17 protein-coding genes are annotated in these 18,197 nt (G+C 64.2%); 9 read left to right on the top strand and 8 right to left on the bottom strand.

Annotation, left to right across the window (positions count from 1 at the left end; genetic code table 11):
- Positions 1-25 precede the first annotated feature (25 nt).
- Together IV500_RS01590 and IV500_RS01585 are read right to left on the bottom strand one after the other, a co-directional pair.
- A complete protein-coding gene (locus IV500_RS01590) occupies positions 26-370 on the bottom strand; it encodes a hypothetical protein (RefSeq protein WP_196395078.1) in 345 nt (114 codons plus the stop codon).
- Positions 371-499: 129 nt separating this feature from the next.
- Positions 500-907: a PLD nuclease N-terminal domain-containing protein gene (locus IV500_RS01585; RefSeq protein WP_230854331.1), complete on the bottom strand. Its 408-nt coding sequence runs from the start codon at positions 905-907 to the stop codon at positions 500-502.
- A 72-nt stretch (positions 908-979) separates the two neighbouring features.
- Between IV500_RS01585 and IV500_RS01580 the strand changes: the two genes are divergently transcribed.
- A complete protein-coding gene (locus IV500_RS01580; protein WP_196395077.1) occupies positions 980-1,348 on the top strand; it encodes a DUF4229 domain-containing protein in 369 nt (122 codons plus the stop codon).
- A gap of 93 nt (positions 1,349-1,441) precedes the next feature.
- On the opposite strand, the gene IV500_RS01575 is transcribed toward IV500_RS01580, so the two are convergent.
- From IV500_RS01575 to IV500_RS01565, 3 genes are read right to left on the bottom strand one after another with little or no spacing between them, the layout of a single operon-like run.
- The gene (locus IV500_RS01575) at positions 1,442-2,323 is read right to left on the bottom strand and encodes a 1,4-dihydroxy-2-naphthoate polyprenyltransferase (protein WP_196395076.1); all 882 of its coding nucleotides are present in this window, start codon (positions 2,321-2,323) and stop codon (positions 1,442-1,444) included.
- 11 nt (positions 2,324-2,334) lie between these two features.
- The gene (locus tag IV500_RS01570; protein WP_196395075.1) at positions 2,335-3,549 is read right to left on the bottom strand and encodes an AMP-binding protein; all 1,215 of its coding nucleotides are present in this window, start codon (positions 3,547-3,549) and stop codon (positions 2,335-2,337) included.
- An 11-nt stretch (positions 3,550-3,560) separates the two neighbouring features.
- Entirely contained in the window at positions 3,561-4,529 is a 969-nt protein-coding gene (locus IV500_RS01565; RefSeq protein ID WP_196395074.1) for a 1,4-dihydroxy-2-naphthoyl-CoA synthase, read from the bottom strand.
- A 244-nt stretch (positions 4,530-4,773) separates the two neighbouring features.
- On the opposite strand from IV500_RS01565, the gene abc-f reads away from it, so the two are divergent.
- The 5 genes from abc-f to IV500_RS01540 all read left to right on the top strand — a co-directional run bounded on the left by abc-f (position 4,774) and on the right by IV500_RS01540 (position 10,278).
- Positions 4,774-6,438, top strand: a complete 1,665-nt coding sequence (gene abc-f, locus IV500_RS01560; protein ID WP_196395073.1) for a ribosomal protection-like ABC-F family protein — start codon at positions 4,774-4,776, stop codon at positions 6,436-6,438.
- A gap of 138 nt (positions 6,439-6,576) precedes the next feature.
- On the top strand, positions 6,577-7,779 hold the full coding sequence (locus tag IV500_RS01555; protein ID WP_196395072.1) for an acetyl-CoA C-acyltransferase: 1,203 nt from the start codon (positions 6,577-6,579) through the stop codon (positions 7,777-7,779).
- A gap of 167 nt (positions 7,780-7,946) precedes the next feature.
- On the top strand, positions 7,947-8,717 hold the full coding sequence (locus tag IV500_RS01550; RefSeq protein WP_196395202.1) for an enoyl-CoA hydratase/isomerase family protein: 771 nt from the start codon (positions 7,947-7,949) through the stop codon (positions 8,715-8,717).
- Entirely contained in the window at positions 8,714-9,592 is an 879-nt protein-coding gene (locus IV500_RS01545; protein ID WP_196395071.1) for a 3-hydroxyacyl-CoA dehydrogenase family protein, read from the top strand. The genes IV500_RS01550 and IV500_RS01545 overlap by 4 nt, the downstream gene beginning before the upstream one ends.
- 86 nt (positions 9,593-9,678) lie before the next feature.
- Positions 9,679-10,278, top strand: a complete 600-nt coding sequence (locus tag IV500_RS01540; protein WP_196395070.1) for a GNAT family N-acetyltransferase — start codon at positions 9,679-9,681, stop codon at positions 10,276-10,278.
- Between the two features lie 8 nt (positions 10,279-10,286).
- Here the strand turns inward: IV500_RS01540 and IV500_RS01535 are convergent, their stop codons facing one another.
- From IV500_RS01535 to pip, 3 genes are all read right to left on the bottom strand, one after another.
- Positions 10,287-10,781 (bottom strand): DUF2269 family protein, encoded by a 495-nt coding sequence (locus IV500_RS01535; RefSeq protein WP_196395069.1) that lies wholly within the window; start codon positions 10,779-10,781, stop codon positions 10,287-10,289.
- 158 nt (positions 10,782-10,939) lie between these two features.
- Positions 10,940-11,296, bottom strand: a complete 357-nt coding sequence (locus IV500_RS01530; protein ID WP_230854358.1) for a hotdog fold thioesterase — start codon at positions 11,294-11,296, stop codon at positions 10,940-10,942.
- Positions 11,297-11,405: 109 nt separating this feature from the next.
- A complete protein-coding gene (gene pip, locus IV500_RS01525; RefSeq protein WP_196395067.1) occupies positions 11,406-12,419 on the bottom strand; it encodes a prolyl aminopeptidase in 1,014 nt (337 codons plus the stop codon).
- A gap of 213 nt (positions 12,420-12,632) precedes the next feature.
- On the opposite strand from pip, the gene paaZ reads away from it, so the two are divergent.
- The 3 genes from paaZ to fabF all read left to right on the top strand — a co-directional run bounded on the left by paaZ (position 12,633) and on the right by fabF (position 18,161).
- Positions 12,633-14,744: a phenylacetic acid degradation bifunctional protein PaaZ gene (gene paaZ, locus IV500_RS01520; RefSeq protein WP_196395066.1), complete on the top strand. Its 2,112-nt coding sequence runs from the start codon at positions 12,633-12,635 to the stop codon at positions 14,742-14,744.
- A gap of 220 nt (positions 14,745-14,964) precedes the next feature.
- Positions 14,965-16,887, top strand: coding sequence for a class I adenylate-forming enzyme family protein (locus IV500_RS01515; RefSeq protein ID WP_230854330.1), 1,923 nt, complete (start codon positions 14,965-14,967; stop codon positions 16,885-16,887).
- The gene (gene fabF / locus IV500_RS01510; protein ID WP_196395064.1) at positions 16,884-18,161 is read left to right on the top strand and encodes a beta-ketoacyl-ACP synthase II; all 1,278 of its coding nucleotides are present in this window, start codon (positions 16,884-16,886) and stop codon (positions 18,159-18,161) included. Before IV500_RS01515 ends, fabF begins: the two co-directional genes overlap by 4 nt.
- Positions 18,162-18,197: the final 36 nt, after the last annotated feature.

Genomic DNA, 18,197 nt, shown 5'->3' with positions numbered 1-18,197 from the left:
AGTGCAATCTTGTATTTTTCATACATCATGTCCGGTCGGGCCGGGCCATGGCCGCAAGGTCGCACCACGTTCGCTCCGGGGTAACCACGGCCTTCCGCCCGCGGACAACGTCGGATTCCAGCGGAAGCCAGAAGCCCCACACAACTGCGGCCGTGATATGACTGATCGCACCATCCGGAACCGCGAGCTGATAGGCCACAGCGCGTTCCAGGAGTTCAGCTGCCAGGGAAGAGTGGAGCCGGACTCCACGGGTCGGACGAATCAAGTCCGCGCCAAGCAGCCGCCGAAGTGTCAAATCTGCTGCGGTACCCTGACCCAGCGTGAAAGCACGGGTGTTAAAGAGCTTCGGCAGCTCGGAAGCAGGACGCATTTCTCCAGTGTGATCCGAAAAACCGGCAAGCGAATCGGTTTTCCACAGGTGTGGACTTGCCGAGACGTCGTTAAGTGCTGACTAAAGGGGGTTGATGGCGGCATTTAGTGACGTTTCGGGGAAAATACGTCAGGAGGCCGAACCCGGCTTGTCCTGGCGGTTCGTGCCGTCCCTTGCGCCGTCGTCGTCCGGTTTTTCCTCCCGAAGCTTCGCCTCGCGGGCCTCGAGGTCGGCTTGGAGTTTACGCAGCCGCTCGTCCTCGGTCCGGTGCCGGCGCGCTGTCTCCAGATTGCGCAGGAAGTCGGGGTCATCATCCGGCGCGACGGGCTGCTTCGGATAAGCGTTGGACTGCGGAGCATAATCGGGACGCCCAAAGATGAGCCAGAGGGCAACACCAACCAGCGGCAGCACAATGATGATCAGGACCCAAGCGGTCTTGGGCAGGCTGCGGACGTCAGCGGCGTCGCTCCGCAGAGCGTCGATCAGCCCGTAAATGAGGAAGGCCAGTGGAAGAATGACCATAAGAAGGCGGATCATGCTTCATTCTAACGTGTACGCGTGGGCAAAGCTCCCGGCAGAGTCCCCAGCTTCAGCGGCTAAACTCTAGACGTGGCCTTCTTTAAGTATTTTCTGATCCGTGCCGGCGTCTTTGTGCCGTTGTTGGTGTTGTTCCTGCTGCTGGGGATGGCGCCCATCCTGGCGGGAATCTTCGCTGTGCTAATCGCATTCTGCGTCAGCTATCTCTTCTTCCGGCCGCAGCGGGAGGCGGCGGCAGAGCAACTGCGCAATCGCTTTTCCGCTAATGCCAAGCCGATCCGGAGCGCGACGGAGTTGTTGGATGCAGACGCCGAGGACACCATGACGGATGCCCACCCGGACGTCACCGTGGACGCGGATCGGCGCAGGAATCCGCCCGCGGCGCCGGCGGCTAAAAGCAATCCCATGATGCCGGACGGAATTCCGCGGGAATTCCTCTGATCCGGATCTGCGGACCGGCAGTAACTGTCGGCACCGGCGGCAGGAGTAACTGTCAGCACCGGCGGCAGGAGTAACTGTCAGCACCGGCGCCGGCTACCACGCCTTGGATAAGACCAGACCAGCGGCGAACAGGATGCTGTAGCCCAGATTAATCAGACCGGTCTGTTTGAGTACCGGAATCAGACTCTTGCGTTTCTTGCCTTTGAGCATCAGCCAACTGGGCATCAGGCAGGCGGGTATCAGCAGCAGCACCAGGAGAATCCAGGGTTTCTGCGGCGCGATGACCAGCACCAGCAGCAGGGCTACTGCCAGCATTGCCACGTAGCTTAGCCGGGCATTGCGGTCCCCGAGCCGAACGGCAAGGGTCCGCTTCCCGACCTCGGTGTCGGTTGGGATATCCCTGACGTTATTAGCCATCAGCAGTGCGACGGCGATCAAGCCTGTCCCGACGGCTCCAACAATGGCCGCGGCGCTGAGTTCCTCAGCCTGTGTATACGTGGTGCCTAGGGTGGCGACCAGGCCGAAGAAGACGAAGACGAACACGTCTCCCAGGCCCAGATAGCCGTATGGATTTTTCCCTCCCGTGTAACCCCATGCCGCGAGCACACACCCGGCACCGATCAGCAGCAGCCACCAGGTCTGCGAAAGGATCACCAGCACCAGTCCGGCCAGCATGGCGAGCCCGAAGGCGGCAAAGGCAGCCATCTTCACGTGCCGTGGCGTCGCTGCGCCGGAACCGACGAGCCGCAGCGGGCCTACCCGGACATCGTCCGTTCCCCGGACGCCGTCGGAATAGTCATTGGCATAGTTGACGCCGATCTGCAGCAATAAAGCCACCAGCGCCGCAAGTACAGCGTTCACGGGCCGGAAAGCGCTCAGATCGTATGCGGCAGCAGTGCCGATAATAACCGGCGCAATGGCCATCGGCAGCGTGCGCAGCCGGGCTCCTTCGATCCATTGACCGGCAGTGGCCACGAGGTTACTCCTTATTCTTCGATGAACGTTGGTTCCGCTGCCGCGAGGGCCTTCAGCAGTGCCTGCCGGTCCGGCTTCCCCGTGGCCAGCATGGGCAGTTCGGTCATGAACAACACCGTTTTGGGGACCGCGTAGGGCTCGCTCACCGGGTCGGCGGCGGCACGCAGTTCTTCCACCGTACAGCTCCCGACGACGGCGGCGCAGACCCGTTGCCCCCACTGCTGGTCGGGGAGGCCGGCTACAAAGACGTCCTGGACGCCGGGCGCGAGCCGAAGCCGGTCCGCCACGAGCTTAGCGGAGACCTTGATGCCTCCTGTGTTGATCACATCGTCCACCCGCCCGAGGACCGTCAACTTTCCATCCGTGCTCAGCTCGCCCTGGTCCTCGGTACGGTACCAACGCGTCGGGGTGCTTCCCGTGCGGCCGCCGTTCGTGCGGCGGGCGGAATCGGTGCCGGCTTGAGCCTGAGACTCGGGGAGACCCGGATAGAAGCTCTCCGCCGTCCTTTCGGGTGCGTGAAGATACCCGGACGCAACGACGTCCCCGCCCAGCCAGATCCGGCCGCCCCGGATGGCGACCTGCACGCCGTCCAGCGGGACCCCGTCGTACACACAGCCTCCACAGGTCTCACTCATGCCGTAGGTGGTGACCACGTTGATTCCGGCACCGCGGGCGGTCTCCAGCAGCCCGGGCGCCGCCGGCGAGCCGCCGAGCAGAACCGCATTGAAGCGCTGCAGAGCGGCGAGCGTGTCCGGCACCGGGTCGGTCAGCAGGCGTTGCAGTTGGGTCGGCACCAGGGACGTGTATCGAATCCGATCGGTCATTTCCGTGGCGGCGGCGGTAAAGGCGGCGGCGGTGAAGCCGCCGGAGAGATCCATCACCCACGGCCTGGTCCCGGCGAACAATGAACGCACGAGCACCTGGATCCCGGCAACATAATGGCCCGGCAGCGCCAGCAGCCACTGCCCCTCGCCCCCGAGTGCGATCGCCGTCGCCATCGAAGAAGCGGCCAGTGCGTCAACGCTCAGAAGCGTCCGCTTGGGTACGCCGGTGGAACCGGAGGTGGAAACGACGACGGCGATTTCACTCCCGCCCTCTGATCCGGTCTCTGGAAGGAGCGTGACACCAGGTGCTGCATGGGGCGAGGAAGCGGGCTCCAGCTGGACTGCCGGCCCATCGCCGGAAAGTGCCGCGGCTAAGGCGCTGAGCACGGGGTCGATATCCATCCTGCGGCTCCTTAGAAGTAGTAGGGGAAACGGGACCAGTCCGGGTCGCGCTTTTCCAGGAAGGCATCCTTGCCCTCCACCGCCTCGTCCGTCATGTAGGCCAGCCGGGTCGCCTCACCGGCGAAGACCTGCTGCCCGGCCAGCCCGTCGTCGGCCAGATTGAAGGCGAATTTGAGCATTCGGATAGCCTGCGGGGACTGCCGGGCGATGTCAGCGGCGTATTCCAACGCCACTTCCTCCAGGTTTTCATGGTCCACAACCTCGTTGACGGCACCCATCCGGTACATGTCTTCTGCGGAATATTCACGCGCCAGGAAGAAGATTTCCCGTGCCGCTTTCTGGCCGATCTGCCGGGCCAGCAGTGCCGAACCGTAGCCGGCGTCGAAGCTGCCGACGGTGGCGTCCGTCTGTTTGAACCTGCCGTGTTGCCGGGACGCAATGGATAGGTCCGCCACCACATGCAACGAATGACCCCCTCCGGCCGCCCATCCGTTGACGACGGCGATGATCACCTTGGGCATGGTCCGCATCAGGCGCTGGACTTCCAGAATGTGGAGCCTGCCGGCCCGCGCCGGATCGATGGTTTCCTGGGACTGGCCGTCGGTGTTTTCTGCGGGGTATCTGTAGCCGTCACGGCCGCGGATGCGCTGATCCCCGCCGGAGCAGAAGGCGTGGCCGCCGTCCTTGGTCGAAGGGCCATTGCCTGTCAGGAGGACCGTCGCCACGTCCGGCGTCATCCGGGCGTGGTCCAGCACGCGGTACAGCTCATCGACGGTGCCCGGGCGGAAGGCATTGCGCACTTCGGGGCGGCTGAACGCGATCCGCACGGTGGGCAGATCGCGGTTCGCCGCGCGATCCACCTGGCGGTGATAGGTTACATCGCTCAGGTCTTCGAAACCGCTGACAGCCCGCCAGCGCTGCGGATCGAAGACATCCGATACTTTGGCGGGCAATTCCTGGGCGCGATCAGCTGTAGTCACGCATCGAGTTTATGCGTTTTTCCCCGGTCCTCCCCATCCGGACAGCACCACCGGCCGCGGGCGAGGACGCATTAAACCCACCGGTGCTCTCCGAAGGGGATCAGCAGGGCCCGTTATTGACGTGCGGCTATTCGTTGCCGCAGGCTTGAAGATGAAGAAGTAACGCGATTTCGAGCCCGTGCCGGACACAGCGGCGAGCGGTCTTCAGCGGCAAACTTTATTGGCGAAACCGCAAGGACTTCACATGACACCACCCATTGACCAGCTGCCCGGGGCCATAACCCTGTGGGATGTTTCGCACGGCTACGGCGCCAAGCTCCTGCTGGACCATGTTGATTTGGCCATCGATGCCGGCGAGCACGTAGGGGTAGTCGGCGAGAACGGTGCCGGGAAATCTACGCTGCTACGGCTGATTGCCGGGGTGGAGGCGCCCGACGGCGGCCGGGTCACCGTCGGTGCGGACGTCGGCTATCTGGCGCAGACCATGCAGGGATTTCCAGGCTCCACCGTGGCAGAAGCCATTGACAGGGCACTTTTCGATCTTCGGGCATTGGAGTTGCGGATCCGAGGCCTCGAGCAGACTATGGCCAGCGCCTCGGAGGAGGAACTAGAGAACTACGGTGCGTTGCTCGGCGAATTTGAGCTGCGCGGCGGATACCAGGCGGATGCCCGGGTCGACTCCGCCATGAACCACCTGGGTCTGGCAGAGATTAGGCGTGAACGGATGCTGGCATCCCTGTCCGGGGGCGAACAGGAACGATTAGCGCTGGCCTGCCTGCTGGCGGATCCGCCGCCCATTCTGTTGCTCGATGAGCCCACCAATCATCTGGATATCGGCGCCGTCGAATGGCTGGAGGCGCAGCTGAGTGGACAGCGGGGGACCGTAGTCGCCATTTCCCACGACCGGACGTTCCTGGAGCGAATTGCCTCTGCCGTTATTGAGGTCGACGCCGACCGGCGAGAGGTACGCCGGTACGGTAATGGTTACGTGGGCTATCTGGCCGAGAAGGCTGCCGAACGGCGGCGCTGGGAACAGCAATACCAGCAGTGGCTGGACGCCATGGCGGCCGAAAGACACCAGGCGCAGACCGTGGCTCAAAAGTTGGGCTACGGACGGCGGCGCGACGGCGACAAAATGGCCTTTGGTTTCAAGGCTGAAACTTGGGAGCAGGCGGCGGCCAGCAGAATCCGCAACGCCCAGGAGCGGCTGCGTCGGCTGGAGGATAATCCGGTGGCCCGCCCGCCGGAGCCGTTGAAGCTGGCTGCGGACCTTGGTGCGGGGAAACACCACGGCGAAGTTCTGGCCGCCGACGCCATTGCCGTCGCGGGACGACTGAAGGTGCCGCGTCTTAGCGTCCAAGCGGGGGAAAAGCTGCTTATTACCGGTCCCAACGGGGCGGGCAAGACTACGTTGCTTGATGTGTTGGCCGGCGCCCGGGAACCGGACAGCGGCTCTGTCGTCAGATACGGCGCGCTCGGTTACCTGCCGCAGGAACTGGCACCTGCGCAAAATCCCCAGCGCCGGCTCCTTCCGGCGTTCGCGGCGGGTCGGGGCGGAAATATCGACGAGCATGCAGACCGGCTGCTGCGGCTGGGTCTGTTCCGGACCGAGGACTTTTACATTCCGGTCGGCTCGCTGTCCGTGGGGCAGTACCGGCGGCTGGCGCTGGCCCGGCTGCTGGTGGGCAGCTACGACGTCATTGTCTTTGATGAACCGACCAACCACTTGGCGCCAGTCCTGGTGGCGGAGCTTGAAGAGGTTTTCACCACTTATCCCGGAACACTGATCATGGTCAGCCACGACCGGTCACTAAAGCAATGGTTCAAAGCGGTCGACGGCGGAACTGTGCTGCGAATGGACGGCGGCGCGTTCAGCGGCGGGCACTGTGCATCTGATCGTCCGGTTTAAGCGGATCGAAAGATCGCCGGTTGACCGGGCGTCGTCGTCGTGCTTTATTTATAGAACGAGCGGTCGGTAATCCTTGCCCGGACGTCGGCAGCGGTGAACGCCAGGCGACCTGACCCCCTATGCGCGAAGGAAGTTCTGATGACGCACGCCACTAACGGACCTCAGGCTTTTCTGGTCGGCGGAGTACGGACCCCGGTGGGGCGGTACGGCGGAGCGCTGGCGGATGTTCGGCCGGATGACCTTGCCGCGCTGACCATTAGCGAAGCACTCTCACGGACCGGGATGGATCCCGCAGGGATCGACGAGGTGATCATTGGCTGTGCCAATCAGGCCGGGGAGGATAACCGGAATGTGGCGCGAATGGCAACGCTGCTGGCGGGCCTGCCGGACGAAATTCCAGGGATAACCGTGAACAGACTTTGCGCGTCGGGACTTTCCGCGATCATTATGGCCGCACAGATGATCAAGTCCGGTGCCGCAGATGTGGTGATTGCCGGGGGTGTGGAATCGATGACCCGCGCGCCGTGGGTGCTGGCGAAACCGGAGAAGGCCTTCGCTAAACCCGGCGAGCTCGCCGATACTTCGATCGGCTGGCGTTTCGCCAACAAGGCTTTCAAAGCGCGGGACAAGGCGATATATTCGATGCCTCAGACCGCGGAGGAAGTCGCCGAACTCGACGGCATCAGCCGCGAGGATGCCGACGCCTTTGCCCTCGCCTCACACCACAAGGCGATCGCTGCCATCGATGCCGGACGTTTTGCGGCGGAAATTGTTCCAGTGCAGACGGCCAAAGGTCTGGTGGATACGGACGAGGGGCCGCGCCGCGAGACCACTGCCGAAGCGCTCGGAAAGCTGCGCTCTATTGTGAAACCCGGCGGGATTGTCACGGCCGGCAATTCGTCGTCGGTCAACGACGGCGCTTCGGCGATCATTGTGGCCAGCGAAGCCGGGCTGCGGCGGTTCGGCCTGACACCGCGCGGCCGGGTTGTGGACGGCGTCAGCGCCGGCGTGGCCCCGGAAATTATGGGGCTGGGGCCCGTTCCGGCGACGCAGAAGCTGCTGGCTCGTACGAGTACCGACCTGTCCGCGATCGGCGCCGTGGAACTCAACGAGGCGTTCGCCATCCAATCTTTGGCCTGCATCCGCCGGCTGGGCCTGGATGCGGAGATCGTTAATCGGGATGGCGGCGCAATTGCCTTGGGCCACCCCCTGGGTTCGTCGGGTTCCCGGATCGCCATCACCTTGCTGGGCCGGATGGAACGCGAAGGGGTGCAGACCGGTCTCGCGACGATGTGCGTAGGTGTTGGACAGGGCACGGCCATGATGGTGGCGGCCCTGTGATTCCGGAAAACCGTGTGACGTCGGAAAACCGTGTGACGTCGGAAAACCGTGTGACGTCGGAAAACCGTGTGACGTCGGAAAACCCCGTGACGTCGGAAAACCCCGTGGCGCCGGACAGCGCTGTTGGGACGTACCAAACCCTGCTGGTTCAGGAGCAGGCGGACCGGATGCTGGTCCGGCTGAACCGGCTCGAGGCGCGTAATGCGATCAACCAACAGATGGTGGATGAGCTGCACGACGTCTGCGCCCGGTTGGAGGCGACGCCGAAAATTCTGATTCTCTCCGGCGGCTACCCCACCCCCGGCGCGAAAGGCACGCCTGTCTTCGCCTCTGGTGCGGATATTGCCGAGCTGCGTGAACGCCGACGCGCCGACGCGCTGCAGGGCATCAACATTAGGCTTTTTATTCGGATTTCCGCCCTGAAGATGCCCGTTATCGCTGCGCTGGATGGCTACACCCTAGGCGGAGGTGCAGAGCTCGCCTATGCAGCTGATTTCCGGATCGGGACGCCGTCCTTGAAAATCGGCAATCCGGAAACCGGGCTCGGGATCATGGCGGCGGCGGGAGCCAGCTGGCGGCTCCGTGAGCTTGTTGGCGAGCCGGTGGCCAAGGAAATCCTGCTGGCCGGGCGCGTTTTGGACGCGCAGGAGGCGCTGGCACTGCACCTGGTGACGGAGCTGCACGAGCCGGATGCTCTGCTGGACGCGGCGAACGCACTTGCGGACCAAATCGCCAAGCAGGATTCCCTGGCCGTGCAGTTCACCAAGGCAGTTTTCCATCTGCCCCGGACGATGCATCCGCAGGCAGATATGGACGCTCAGGCTGTGCTCTTTGAATCCCCTGCCAAATTCGAGCGCATGCAGGCCTTTTTGGACAAAAACAAGAACAAGAAGGACAAAAAGCCGGACACCAGCGAGGACAACGGGGACAAAAAATGACTGATTCCACCGTCTCTGAGGAACGTGCCGTTCCCGCGTTCGTAGGGGTGCTCGGTGGCGGCCGGATGGGAGCCGGTATTGCGCATGCCTTTGCCGCGGCCGGCGCCGTCGTCGTCGTCGTGGAGCGCGACGACGACGCTGCCGCCGCGGCGCTTGATCGCGTCACCGCAGCGCTGGCCAAAAGCGTGGAGCGCGGGACTTCAACGGAGCCATTGGCTGCTCTGGCTTCGCGGGTCAGCGTGGCCACCGATTTCGCCGTCTTTGCCGCTTGCACCTTAGTGGTGGAAGCGGTCCCGGAGGATTTTGAGCTTAAAAGTACCGCGCTGAAGGCTGTGGAGGAGCAGTTGAAGCACGATGCCTGGCTGGCCACTAATACTTCATCCCTGTCCATCCGCTCCTTGGCGAAGCAGCTGCAACGGCCCGAGCGTTTCTGCGGACTGCACTTCTTTAACCCGGTGCCGGCGTCGCTGCTGGTGGAAATAGTACTGGCCGAGCAGACCTCGGCTGAGTTGGAATCGCGGGCCCGCGGCTGGGTGGAGACATTGGGTAAAACGCCCGTGGTGGTCAAGGATGCACCGGGCTTTGCCTCCTCGCGTCTGGGGGTGGCTATAGCACTGGAAGCCATGCGGATGGTGGAAGACGGCGTTGCTTCGGCTGCGGATATTGATGCGGCCATGGTGCTGGGCTACAAGCACCCTGTGGGGCCGCTAAGGACCACGGATATCGTCGGACTGGATGTCAGGCTGGGGATTGCGGAGTATCTTCACTCGACCTTGGGGGAGAGGTTCGCGCCACCGCAGATACTGCGCGATAAGGTGGCACGCGGGGAACTGGGGCGCAAGTCCGGCAGCGGCTTCTTTGACTGGAAGGATTAGCCACCCGGGCTAACCGCCGACACCGGGACTTATGACACAGCTTCCGGGTCTGCTTCCTGCGGCGGATGCCCCGCTATACTCGGCCAATGATGCCGATACAACCGCTCACTCTTGCCGGAGAGCTGGTCACTCTGGAGCCGCTGACCACAGACCATCACGACGGCCTCGTGGCCGCGGTCCAAGACGGCGAACTATGGAACCTTTGGTATACCTCCGTACCACGTCCGGAGGAAATGGGCGCGGAAATTGAGCGGCGGCTGGAGCTGCAGGAGCTGGGCCTGATGATTGCGTTCACGGCCCGCCGGAACGCGGACGGGAGGATTATCGGCATGACCACGTACATGAACATCGATGCGGCCAACAGACGCCTGGAGATCGGCTCCACCTGGAATGCCGCTGGTGTGCAGGGGACCGGCACCAACGCGGAGTCCAAGCTGCTGCTGCTCTCCCATGCCTTCGATGTCCAGGGCTGCATCGCCGTGGAATTCCGCACGCACTGGATGAACCAGCAGTCGAGGGCAGCCATCGCCCGGCTCGGCGCCAAGCAGGACGGTGTGCTGCGCAATCATAGTCGGCTCGCCGACGGGTCACTGCGGGACACTGTGGTGTTTTCCATCATCGATACCGAATGGCCCACGGTGCGCAACGGCCTGGTCCACAGACTCAAATTCGGCAGCAGTGCGTGAGCCTGCGGCTACGGCTTCCAGACCATGAGCACGACGACGAGCACCAGCAGCAATGTGACGACCCCCGATGAGATCGCGATCTGCGGGTATCCCGTGCGTGCCTGGACGGGTGCGGTTTCCCCGCCATCCGGTGCAAATTCGTTGCCCGCGGATACATTACCGGCGGCAACGACCTGGAGGCTGTCGGCCGCCTTGCGCATAGCGGGCACTACGACGAAAAGGTTTAGTGCCAGCGCCACGACGTAGGCGATGATCGAGATCAGGACCCATCCGGTGGTGACGGACAGATGATACTTCGGATCACTCATCCCGAGTACGCCGAAACCGAAGACGACTACCAGCAGGGACAGCAGCGTGAAGATATTCGTCGATTTTGCCAGCGAAGCAACTTCACTTTTGCGGCCGTTGCGGAGCATTCGCATGGCGGACATCGGCAGAATCGCCATCGGGCCGATCAGAAAAACGGCGGTGACAACATGCAGTACGTTCAGCAAAGTTTCCATATTTTTCAGTTTAGTCTGCCCGGTTTTCGTATCCATCAACCTTTTGATTGATAGGGCAATCTGCCGCCTGGCCGAGGGGCGCTGAGCCTCGTTGCCGCTGGGGCGCCGTCAGGCAGTCGGCCGGTTCAGGGATTCGCGCCGTCAAGGAATCGGGCGGTTCAGGGATTCGGGCGGTCCAAAATGAGATTCGTGATCCGCAGCGTGCACAGGCGCCGCTCCTGCTCGTCGTAAAGGATCACTTCATGGCTGGTCGTGGTCCGGCCCAGATGGATTGCTGTAGCGACGCCGGTGACCAGGCCGCTGCGGGCAGACCGGTGGTGCGTGGCCGAAACATCGACGCCGACGGCGGTCCGGCCGGTGGCGCTGGCATGGATGACGGCGGCCCAGGAGCCGATGGCCTCACCGAACGCCAGCGAGGCGCCGCCGTGCAGCATGCCGAAGGACTGTCTGTTTCCCTCCACCGGCATCGTTGCGACGACCCGCTGCGCGGATTGTTCCAGGATGACGACACCCATCCTCTGGTCCAGCTCGCCGAGCACGATCTGCCACAGTTGGTCCGTGTCCGGTACGGCGGATCCGGCTTCGGACGCGCCGGTGGCCCTGCTGGGGGATGTGGTCTCGTTGTCAGTCATTCGTCAGCTCCTGCTGGGTTCTGGTTGGTGGCCGCCGGCCACTTATCTTGGGTTGTTGTCTACGGAAGCCGTCGAGCGCGGCCGTGATCCGCTGGGCAAAGGAGCCGCCGCCGTGGCCGGCATCATCGAGCAGCTCCAAGCGGCTGCCGGGCCATAGCCGGTGCAGCCGCCACGCGACATCGGCCGGTCCGGAGACATCGTAGCGCCCGTGGATCAATACAGCGGGAATGCCGGCCAAAAGCGGCATCCCGGCCACCACCTGGCCGTCGATCAGAAAGCAGCCATGGCTCCAGTAATGGGTAACTAAGCGGGCGAAAACGCTTTGGAAGGAAGGGTCCGCGTAGCGAGGGTTCGGTTGCCACCCGGGCATCAGGGAGACGTGCGTATCTTCCCAAGCGCACCAGGCCTTGGCCGCCGCCGTCCGGACTGCAGGGTCCGGATCGGCCAAAAGCCTGGCATAGGCGGCGCTGAGATCGCCGTTGCGCTCGACCGCCGGCACCGCATCGGTGAAAGCCTGCCACTCGCGGGGGAACACGCGGCCAATGTCGCGGGTGATCCAGTCCGTTTCCCGCCGGCTGCCGGACGTCACGGCACCGAGCACCATGGCGAGGACCCGTTCCGGGTGGGCCTGCGCATAGACCAGCCCCAAGGTCACGCCCCACGAGACGCCGTAGACTACCCAGCGGTCGATCCCCAGGTGCTTGCGCAGGGCCTCGATGTCGTCGACCAGGGCGGTGGTCGTGTTGGTTGTGAGATCCACATCGGGGTTCCCGGCCTGTGGACGGCTGCGCCCACAGCCACGTTGGTCGAATAGGACAATACGGTAAGCCCGCGGATCGAAGTACCGGCGCGCACCGGCCGAGCTGCCGCCGCCCGGTCCGCCGTGCAGATATACGGCCGGCAGGCCGTCCGGGTTTCCGGATGTCTCCCAATAGAGCGTGTTTGCATCGCCGACTTCCAGAAAGCCCGAGCCATAGGGCTCCAGAGCTGGATAGCGATCGGTCATGACACCAGTATCCTACGCAGGCCCGTGATCGGCTTTGCGGGGGCTCCGTTCCGCCGGAGCCGGGGTCTGTCATGTAGTCTGGGCACATTACTGAACGCCCGGTCGGTATATCGGTGCCGCGAGTGGTTTGGACCGATCGCGAGTGCACCCCTAAGGCAGGTTGATCCGGGAGTGTATGCCGCCGCGAGTACATATCGAAAGGAACTGTCGACGATGACAACCACCGCCCCTGATTTCACCGGATACGCCGTGGAAACGGTCCCCAGTTACGTTCTGGACGCTTGGTGGACACCGGACAGTGCTGATGGTCCGGGTACCGCGATCCGTGACGCGAGCACCGGTGATCCGGTGGCCGCGGTGAGCGCCGACGGGCTGGACCTGGCCGCCGTCGTCGCCCATGGCCGGAGAGTTGGACAGCGTGAGTTGGGACGGCTGACCTTCCACCAACGTGCGTTGAAACTGAAGGAACTGGCACAGTACCTCAACGGCCACCGGGACGAGCTTTACGCGGTTTCCGCCCGCAGCGGGGCCACCGTGAATGATTGCAAGGTGGACATTGACGGCGGCATCGGCGTCCTTTTCACCTTCGGTTCCAAGGGCCGGCGTGACCTGCCCAACGCCCAGGTAGTCATCGACGGGCCTGCCGAAGCGCTGTCCCGTGACGGCTCGTTCATCGGTGAGCACATCTACACGCGTATCCCGGGCGTGGCCGTGCAGATCAACGCGTTCAACTTTCCCGTCTGGGGCATGCTCGAGAAGCTCGCGCCGGCGTTCCTTGCCGGCGTGCCCAGCATCGTCAAACCCGCCACGCCCACCGGCTATGTGGCCGCGGCGATGGTGCGGCTGATCGTTGGTTCCAAGATTTTGCCCCCGGGCTCCCTGCAATTGATCTCCGGCTCGGCGCGGAATCTCCTTGATGAACTCGACTACCGCGATCTGGTGGCGTTCACCGGGTCGGCCGGGACCGCCAGGATGCTCAAGAGCCACCCCAACGTCGTGTCCGCAGGAGTGCGCTTCACTTCCGAAACGGATTCGCTCAACGCTGCCATCCTGGGACCCGATGCGGTTCCGGGAACGCCGGAGTTTGCTGCGTTTGTTGACTCCGTAGTCACCGAAATGACGTCCAAGACCGGGCAGAAATGCACCAGCATCCGGCGCGTGATCGTGCCGGAGGAATGGCGCACAGAGGTAGTACATGCCATCGGCTCCGCGCTCCGGGAGCGTGTCGTCGTTGGCGATCCGCGGGCCGACGGCGTCACCATGGGTCCGCTCGCATCCCTGGACCAGCTCGCTGAAGTCCGCTCCGCCGTTCGGAGCCTACAGACCGCCGGTGGCACGCTGGCCTTCGGCAGCCTGTCCGCACCCGAGGTCACCGGCGCCGACGGCAGTGTTGGCCCGTCCGGGGACGGCGCGTTCATGTCTCCGGTACTGCTGGACTGGGACAACCCGCGGACGCCGGAACTGCATTCCGTGGAGGCATTCGGCCCGGTGGCTTCCGTGCTCGGCTATCCGACGACGGACGGGGATGTCAGTGAAGCCGTGCGGTTGGCGGCCCTCGGCGGCGGCTCGCTGGTGGCTACCGTCTGCACCAACGACCCCGCTGTTGCGCAGCAGGTGATCACCGGGATCGCGGCCCATCACGGACGCGTGCTGGTGCTGAACCGGGAGGACGCCCGCAGTTCCACCGGGCACGGCTCACCGGTGCCGCACCTGGTGCACGGCGGACCTGGCCGGGCCGGCGGCGGCGAGGAGCTAGGCGGTATCCGCTCCGTCCACCACCACATGCAGCGCACCGCGGTGCAGGGCTCTCCCAACATGCTCACGGCCATCACCGGCGTCTGGCACACCGGAGCGGACCGGAGATTTGGCGCCGGGGACGGCCATCCGTTCCGCAAGTCACTGGCGGAGCTGCGGATCGGCGATGCCTTCGCCTCGGGGCTCCGGCAGGTGTCCCTCAAGGACGTCAGCGCCTTCGCGACCAGCACCGGCGACACCTTCTACGCCCACACAAACCACGAGGCGGCCGCCGCCAACCCGTTTTTCCCCGGCATCGTGGCGCACGGCTACCTGCTTCTCTCCTGGGCCGCGGGCCTGTTCGTGGATCCCGAACCGGGACCCGTGCTGGCGAACTACGGACTGGACAACCTGCGGTTCATCACCCCGGTGGCGGCGGGGGATTCCTTCCGTGTCACACTGACCGCCAAGCAGATCACCCCCCGCGAAACGGATGCGTATGGCGAGGTCCGGTGGGATGCGATCCTGCACAACCAGAACGATGAGGTTGTGGCGACGTACGACGTACTGACCCTGGTGGCGAAGGAATAGCCCCGGGAGCCTGACGAGCCGCAGGGGTGGTAGCGCGTGGGACCGGCCACCTTGACGGCATCCGGGCAGATCACCACGCCGATGTTTTGTCGGCGAACCCCCTGCCGGACTCTCAAAAGTCCGGACCAAATTGCAGAGTCGAGGGACAAACGAGCAAGCGTGACGAACGACGCTCAAGCACCGCTCGAGCTGACAGACGGCCATGCCGGAGACACCCTGCATGCGGCTTCATACGGGCGCTGCCGGGGCCGCAATGTTTGTGCCGTTGGCGTCACCGGTGCAACAATCACAGACAAGTGCAGGTGCTGCTGGCATTGCTCGTCAGGCCGCAGCGCGTTCAGCCGATGTGGAGGGGCAAATGAGCTACGACGCCAGCCGATTCAGGGAATACTTCGAGCATGCTTTCACTTACGAGGCCGGGTTTCGCCGGAATGTGAGCCGGTACAGTGCTCAGCTGGCCATCCTGGATCCGGAAACGGACCGGTCCTGGACTTATCGGGAGCTCGACGGCGATGTAGCCCGGGCCGCTTCGGCGCTCGCGGAGCTCGGTGTGGGGCGCGGGGACCGGGTGGTTTACCAGCTGACCAACTGCCCCGAGTTCGCCATTTTGTATCTGGCCACCCAGCGCTTGGGTGCCGTGGGCGTGCCGATCAACTTTCGCCTGGCGCCGGGCGAGACGGCACGTATTCTCAGCGACAGTGAACCTGCGGTCTTCATTTTCGGCGCGTCGGAGGAATCCGGCGCGCGGCAGGCGGTGCAGGTTTCCGGCTTGTCCCCTGCGCTGCTGGCCGTCGGTCCGGACGACGGCGGCAGCGCCCGTTCCGACGGGGCCGCCCCGACCGGCAACGATGTGACCGGCGGCGATGCGCCGACCACCGTCGTCGCCCGCTCCTTTGCCGCCGCGCTGGCGGCCGCCCCGGAACAGGCTCTGCATATTCCGGAGGACTTCTCGATCTACGAGGAGACCACGAGGTTGTACACCTCCGGCACCACCGGAATGCCCAAGGGAGTGCCGCTGCCGTCACTGGTAGAGGTGATGAGCGCACACGACGTGATCATGCATTTCCCGCTGACGCCGTATGACCGCACGCTCAATATGACGCCCTGGTTCCACCGCGGTGGTCTCTACTCGGGCGGACCCAACCCGGTGTTTTACGTCGGTGGCTCGGTGGTCCCGCTTCGGGCCTTCAACGCAGCAACAGTGCTGGACTGGGTGGAGAAATACGGGATCACTTTCCTGATCGGCGCGCCCGTCACGCTCGGCATGCTCGCCGATGAGCAGGACCGCAGCCCGCGGGACCTTTCCGGGTTGCGCGGGATCGTCACCATGGGAGCTCCGCTGAGCCGGACGGCTGCTCTGCGCTATCAGCAGGTCCTGACAGCACGCATCTTCAATGGCTATGGCACGACGGAGGCGTTCTGGAACACCTTTCTGCGCCCGGAGGACCTTCCCGCGCACGCCGGGACGGCAGGGCGCGCGTGCACGGATGATGACGTCGCCGTCGTCCGGCTTTACGAGCACCGTGCGGCAAACCCGGACGAGCTCGCCGCCCGGGACGGCCAGGAGGTGGGTGAGATCATTATGCGCTCACCAAAATCCGGCTTTTCCTACTTCAACCTGCCTCAGAAGGAAGAAGAAAAATTCCACCAAGGTTGGCTGTATCCGGGGGATCTGGCCAGCTGGGATGAGGACGGGTTTGTGACTATTGTGGGCCGCAAGGACGACATGATCATTTCCGGTGGGGAGAATATTCATCCGGTTCAGGTGGAGGAGGTGCTCGGCGAGTACCCCGGTGTCAGCGACGCCGTGGTCGTCGGACTTCCCGATCCGCACTGGGGCCAGAAGGTGGTGGCATATGTGATTACGCACGGCGACGTGTCCGTCGATGAGCTGGACCGGCACTGCTTTGAACATCCGCTGCTGTCCAATTTCAAGCGGCCGCGGGCGTACCGTTTTGTGCCGGACCTGCCGCTGACGGCCACCGGAAAAAAGATGCATTTCAAAGTTGCCGAGCAGGCTATCGCGGACGACGGCGCCGGACTACTGGTCTCGCCTACGGCCGGGGGCAGCCCCGGCGACGGAGCCGCGGAGCCAGGCAGGGCTCCCGAGCCGGCGGTCGCCGGCGATGGAGCCGCCAAATGAGTCCGGCCGGTACCTTGGCCGGGGAATCAGCTCAGGACCCGGACCGGGACAGGATAGTTATCACCGGTCTGGGCGCCGTTACCCCGGTCGGTAAGACGGCGGGGCAGACGTGGGACGCGTTGATCGAGGGCAGAAGCGGGGTGGGGCCCATTACCCTCTTTGACGCTGCGGACTTTCCTACCCGGATAGCCGGGGAGGTCAAGGACTTCGAACCTACCGGGCAGATGTCGTTCAAAGCCCGTAAACGCTCCTCCCGGACCTCACAGATGGCGGTGACGGCTGCTCACGAGGCCGTCGCCGATGCCGGGCTGCCGTCCGATCTTTCCGAACTGGAAGCGGCAGTATTCATAAACTGTGCGGTTTCCGGCTTCACGGAGATCGAGGACGCCACCAAGATCCAGTCCGAACAGGGGCTGCGCCGGATCAGTGCGAACTTCGTGGCCGCATCGCTAACGAACATGCCGGCCTGCGAGGTCGCCATTAGCCTGAGCGTGCATGGTCCCGTCAATGCCAGCGCACTGGCCTGCGCAAGCGGCGCCTATGCGCTGCTCGAAGCCCGGCGTTCGCTGCTGGCCGGCGACGCTGACTATGTCATTGCCGGCGGGGCCGATGCCGCGATCACGCCGGTGATGTTTGGCGGTCTCAGCGCCATGCGCGCCCTTTCGACACACAATGACAACCCCGCCGAGGCGTCCCGTCCCTTTGACGCGGACCGGGACGGGTTTGTCTTTGGCGAGGGAGCCGTGGTCTTTGTGCTCGAACGGCTCCCGACGGCGCGCGCCCGTGGAGCCCGTGTCTATGCGGAGGTCAGGGGCGGCGCACTGACCTCCGATGCCTTTCACACGGTGGCACCGGAACCCAGCGGGAAGTACGCGGCCGAGGCGATCCGCCGCGGGTTGCGCAACGCCGGGCTGGAGCCGGCGGACATTGACTATATTTGTGCCCATGGCACGTCCACGAAGGCCAACGACCGGACCGAAACGGCCGCCATCCGGCAGGTTTTTGGCCCCGCTGCGGACACCGTGGCCGTGTCAGCGCCAAAGTCCATGACCGGTCATCTGATCGGAGCCGCCGGTGCGCTGGCGGGGCTGGTCTGCGCCAGGGTGTTGACTGACGGCGTGATCCCTCCGACGATCAACTACCGCACGCCGGATCCCGAGTGCGATCTGGACTATGTGCCCAATGCGGCCCGGACGGTTCCCGTGCAGACGGCTATGACGAATGCTTTTGGGTTCGGCGGCCAAAACGCCGTTGTGGTGTTCGGCAAGGTCTGAGCGATGCATCCTTCCCGGCCGGGCACTGCAGCTGCA

The sequence above is a fragment of the Arthrobacter terrae genome (genome assembly GCF_015708085.1).
Classification (GTDB): Bacteria; Actinomycetota; Actinomycetes; order Actinomycetales; family Micrococcaceae; genus Arthrobacter_M; species Arthrobacter_M terrae.
This window is presented reverse-complemented; position numbering and strand designations above follow the sequence as displayed.